The 4,664-nt window shown below is 74.2% G+C and carries 4 protein-coding genes and 1 pseudogene; 3 read left to right on the top strand and 2 right to left on the bottom strand.

Features of this window, described 5'->3' with window-relative positions:
- Both malQ and K4G64_RS38425 read left to right on the top strand, forming a co-directional pair.
- The coding region (gene malQ / locus K4G64_RS38430; RefSeq protein WP_221760490.1) for a 4-alpha-glucanotransferase at positions 1–1,639 on the top strand (1,639 nt) is incomplete at its 5' end.
- A 63-nt stretch (positions 1,640–1,702) separates the two neighbouring features.
- Positions 1,703–1,990 (top strand): hypothetical protein, encoded by a 288-nt coding sequence (locus tag K4G64_RS38425; RefSeq protein ID WP_221760489.1) that lies wholly within the window; start codon positions 1,703–1,705, stop codon positions 1,988–1,990.
- Between the two features lie 56 nt (positions 1,991–2,046).
- Here K4G64_RS38425 and K4G64_RS38420 read toward each other — a convergent pair whose 3' ends face one another.
- The gene (locus K4G64_RS38420; RefSeq protein WP_221760488.1) at positions 2,047–2,559 is read right to left on the bottom strand and encodes a MarR family winged helix-turn-helix transcriptional regulator; all 513 of its coding nucleotides are present in this window, start codon (positions 2,557–2,559) and stop codon (positions 2,047–2,049) included.
- Positions 2,560–2,665: 106 nt separating this feature from the next.
- Between K4G64_RS38420 and K4G64_RS38415 the strand changes: the two are divergent.
- Positions 2,666–3,530: pseudogene (locus K4G64_RS38415) on the top strand (EamA family transporter); the annotation flags it as partial.
- Between the two features lie 160 nt (positions 3,531–3,690).
- Here K4G64_RS38415 and K4G64_RS38410 read toward each other — a convergent pair.
- A partial coding sequence (locus K4G64_RS38410; RefSeq protein ID WP_221760487.1) for an ERAP1-like C-terminal domain-containing protein occupies positions 3,691–4,664 on the bottom strand: 974 nt, incomplete at its 5' end.

Here is a 4,664-nt window from a genome sequence, read left to right as displayed (position 1 = left end):
CTCGTACGGACTCCTCGTCCAGCTCTACTCCCTGCTCTCCCGCCGCTCCTGGGGCATGGGCGACCTCGGTGACCTCGCCGAGCTGGCCGGCTGGGCCGGGCGGTCGCTGGGCGCCGGGTTCGTCCAGGTCAACCCGCTGCACGCCGCCGTGCCCGGAGCCCCCACCGACCCCTCTCCGTACCGCCCCTCCTCGCGCCGCTTCCCCGACCCCGTGCACCTGCGGATCGAGGACATCCCCGAGGCCGCGTACGTCGACGACCCCGAACGCCTGCGCGCCCTGCTGGAGAAGGCGGGCCGGCTGCGCGAAGCGGTGCTGCACAAGGGCGCGTTGATCGACCGGGACGCCGTGTGGGAGCTCAAGCGGGAGGCGCTGGAACTGATCGGCGAGGTCCCCCTCGGCCCCGGCCGGCGCGCCGCCTACTGCGACTTCCTCGCCGAGCAGGGCCAGGCCCTGGAGGACCACGCCACCTGGTGCGCCCTCGCCGAGGTGCACGGCTCCGACTGGCACCGCTGGCCGACGGGCCTGCGCGATCCGCGGTCGGCCGAGACGACCCAGGCGCGCAACGGCCTCATGGACCGGGTCGACTTCTGGTCCCGGCTCGCCTGGCTCACCGACACCCAGCTCACCGCCGCGCAGCGCGCCGGGACCGAGGCCGGGATGCCCGTCGGGATCGTGCACGACCTCGCGGTCGGCGTGCACCCCGGCGGCGCCGACGCCTGGGCGCAGCAGGAGCACTTCGCCGCCGGCATGTCCGTCGGCGCACCGCCGGACGCCTTCAACGCCCGCGGCCAGGACTGGGGCCTGCCGCCCTGGCGCCCCGACCGCCTCGCCGAGTCCGGCTACGCCCCGTTCCGCGACCTGCTGCGCGCCCTGTTCCGCTACGCCGGAGCCCTGCGCATCGACCACGTGATGGGCCTGTTCCGCCTCTGGTGGGTCCCGCAGGGCCACCCGCCCACCGAGGGCACCTACGTCCGCTACGACGCCGAGGCCATGCTCGCCGTCCTCGTCCTGGAGGCCTCCCGGGCCGGGGCGCTCGTCATCGGCGAGGACCTCGGCACGGTGGAGCCCGGCGTGCGCGAGGCGCTGCGTGAGCGCGGGGTGCTCGGCACGTCCGTGCTGTGGTTCGAACGCGACTGGGACGGCGACGGCCGCCCCCTGCCCCCCGACGGCTGGCGCGCCGACTGCCTGGCCACCGCCACCACCCACGACCTGCCCTCCACCGCCGCCCGCCTCACCGGCGAGCACGTCGAGCTCCGCGACAGCCTGGGCCTGCTCGCCCGGCCCCTGGAGGAGGAGCGCGCCGAGGCCGCCGCCGACGCGGGGGAGTGGCTCGCCCTGCTCTCCCGGCTGGGCCTGCTGCACGGCACGGGCGGCGGCGGTGACACGTCGTCGGAGGAGGCCCAGATCCAGGCCGTCCACCGCTTCCTGCTGCGCACCCCGGCCCGCATGGTCGGCGTCTGGCTGCCGGACGGCGTCGGCGACCGCCGCCCGCAGAACCTCCCGGGGACGTGGGACCAGTACCCGAACTGGCGCCTGCCGATCGCGGACGCACAGGGGCGGCCGGTGACCCTGGAGGACCTGGCGTCCTCACCGCGGCTGCACGCGCTGCTGGAGGTGCTCAGGGAGGGCGGCACATGAGGCCGGGGGCTCTTACGGCACCCCGGGCGCGCGCCCCCGGTCGGCGTTGGATATTTTGACACCGTGGACAAGAAGAACGCCCTGCGCGCCGGCGCCCTGGCAGCCGGTACGACGCTGATGATGCTGCTCATGTCGTCCCCCGCGAGCGCGCTCACCCGCGACGACGGTGACGACCCCGGTCAGGGCCTGAGCGTCATCGAGACGCTGGGCCTCTTCGTCGCGACCCCCATCGTGCTCTACCTGATCATCCACGTTCTGGTGACGATCGCGGACAGGACGCACCAGAAGAAGGACCCGACCAGCTCCAACATCACCGCCAAGGCCGACGCGAAGAGCGAAGTCAAGGCCTGACCCGCGTTCCTCGTCGAGGGCGCCGTCGCGATGACCGCGGCGGCGCCCTCGTCATGTCAGGACCTCTCCGAGCCCGCCAGCAGGTCCCGCAGCAGATCGGCGAGCTGCCCGGCCCGCTGCGCGCCCAGGACGGAGAGCGCCTCCGTCTGCACCGCCAGTCCCGCCCCGACCGCTTCGTCGACCAGGGCGCGGCCCTCGTCGGTGAGCGTGACGTGCAGTCCGCGCCGGTCGTGCGGATCGGGTGAGCGGCGCAGCAGGCCCGCCCGCTCCAGCTTGTCCAGGCGCCCCGTCATGCCGCCGGTGGTGAGCATCAGCGTCGCGGAGAGCTGCCGGGGGGAGAGCGTGTAGGGCTCGCCGGAGCGGCGCAGGGTCGCCAGCACGTCGAACTCCCCGCGGGAGATGCCGAACTTCGCGTACGCCTGCCCCACCCGCTCCCCGATCGCGTGCGAGAGCCGGTTGATGCGGCCGAAGACCTCCATGGCGGCGGTGTCGAGGTCGGGCCGGACCGTCGCCCACTGGTCGACGATCGCGTCGACGGGGTCCTTGCGCTGCTCGGGGCGTTCGCTCATGGCACGAGTATCGGCCGCTTCTCGGTCACCCGCAAGAAAGTAGCTTGACGGAAAGTTGCTTAGCGTTAAGCTACTTTCTGCCGACCTACTTCGAAGGGTGTCTCCCATGGCCCTCTCCCGCCCGGCCCTCATCACCCTCACCGCCCTCGCGCCCGTCTCCTGGGGCACGACCTACGCGGTCACTACCGAGTTCCTCCCGCCCGACCGCCCCCTGTTCACCGCCCTGATGCGGGCCCTGCCCGCCGGTCTGCTGCTGCTCGCCCTCGCCCGGGTGCTGCCGCGCGGTGCCTGGTGGTGGAAGGCGGCGGTGCTCGGCGCGCTGAACATCGGCGCCTTCTTCCCGCTGCTGTTCCTCTCCGCGTACCGGCTGCCCGGCGGTCTGGCGGCCGTCGTCGGCTCCGCCGGTCCGCTGTTCGTGGCCGGCCTCTCGGCGCTGCTGCTCGGGCAGCGGCCGTCGGCGCGCACGCTGGTGACCGGGGCCGTGGCCGCGTTCGGCGTCAGCCTCGTCGTCCTGCGGGCGGCCGGGGCGCTGGACACGCTCGGCCTGCTGGCGGCCGTCGCCTCCACCGCCTCGATGTCCACCGGCACCGTGCTCACCCAGCGCTGGGGCCGCCCGGAGGGAGTCGGTCCGCTGGCGCTGACCGGCTGGCAGCTGACCGCGGGCGGCCTGCTCATCGCCCCGCTCGCCTTCCTGGTCGAGGGCGCCCCGCCGGCGCTGGACGGCCGGGCGGTCGGCGGCTACCTCTACCTCGCCGTCGCGAACACCGCCGTCGCGTACTGGCTGTGGTTCCGCGGCATCGGCCGCATGACCGCCACCCAGGTCACCTTCCTCGGGCCGCTCTCCCCGCTGACCGCGGCCGTCGTCGGCTGGGCGGCGCTCGGACAGGCGCTGACGCCGGTGCAGCTGGTCGGCATGGGGCTGGCGTTCGGGGCGACGGTGGCGGGGCAGTTCGTCACCCGGACGCCGCGCACCTCCGAGCACACCGTGAAGGTCCGCGCGGAACCGATGCGTGCCGGACGGAGCGCTGCGACGGTAGGCGGGGAGCTCAGGCCCCCACTCCCGCAGAGCAGGCGGAAGGGGCGCCCGGTACACACCGGACGCCCCTTCCGCCACACGGGAAAACCGCCGGACTACTCCCCGGCCGCCGCGTCCGCCCGCTGGGCCCGCAGGGCCCGCTCCACACCCGCGCGGGACTCCGAGACCAGGCGCCGCAGAGCAGCGGTCGGCTCGGCGGAGGCCAGCCAGGCGTCCGTGCGGTCCAGGGTCTCCTGGGAGACCTGCACGGTCGGGTAGAGGCCGACGGCGATCTGCTGGGCCATCTCGTGGGAGCGGGACTCCCAGATGTCCTTGACCACCTCGAAGTACCGCTCCGCGTACGGGGCGAGCACCTCACGCTGGTCGGTCTGGACGAAGCCGGCGATGACCGCCTCCTGCACGGCGTTCGGCAGCTTGTCGGAGTCGACGACCGACGCCCACGCCTCCGCCTTGGCCTCCGCCGTCGGCCGGGCCGCCCGGGCCGTGGTCGCGTGGCGCTCACCCGCGGCCGTGCGGTCACGCTCGTACTCGCCCGCGATCTCCGCCTCGTCGAACCGGCCGACCGCGGCGAGCCGCTGCACGAACGTCCACCGCAGCTCCGTGTCGACGGCCAGGCCCTCGATCGTCTGCGAGCCGTCCAGCAGCGCCTCCAGCAGATCGAGCTGCTCCGGCGTGCGGGCCGTGGCCGCGAACGCGCGCGCCCACGCCAGCTGGTGGTCGCTGCCCGGCGCCGCCGCCCGCAGGTGCGCCAGCGTCGCGTCGGTCCAGCGGGCCAGCAGCGCCTCGCGGGCGGCCGGGTCGGCGTACAGGTCGATCGCCAGCTTCACCTGCCGCTGGAGCGACTGCACGACACCGATGTCCGACTCCTTGCCGATGCCGGACAGCACCAGCGACAGGTAGTCGCGGGCCGCCAGCTCGGCGTCGCGCGTCATGTCCCAGGCAGACGCCCAGCACAGGGCGCGCGGAAGCGAGGACTCGAAATCGCCGAGGTGCTCCGTGACGAAGGCCAGCGACCGCTCGTCCAGGCGGACCTTCGCGTACGACAGGTCGTCGTCGTTGAGCAGGATCA

The sequence above is a fragment of the Streptomyces sp. WAC04114 genome (genome assembly GCF_019733245.1).
In the GTDB taxonomy this organism is placed as follows: domain Bacteria; phylum Actinomycetota; class Actinomycetes; order Streptomycetales; family Streptomycetaceae; genus Streptomyces; species Streptomyces massasporeus_A.
Note: the sequence above shows the minus strand (reverse complement) of the source record. Positions and strands in the feature narration are given on the sequence as shown.

Bases quoted from the DNA above. Each gene is read 5' to 3' on its own strand.
- K4G64_RS38420 (WP_221760488.1), bottom strand. From the start codon at position 2,559: ATGAGCGAACGCCCCGAGCAGCGCAAGGACCCCGTCGACGCGATCGTC.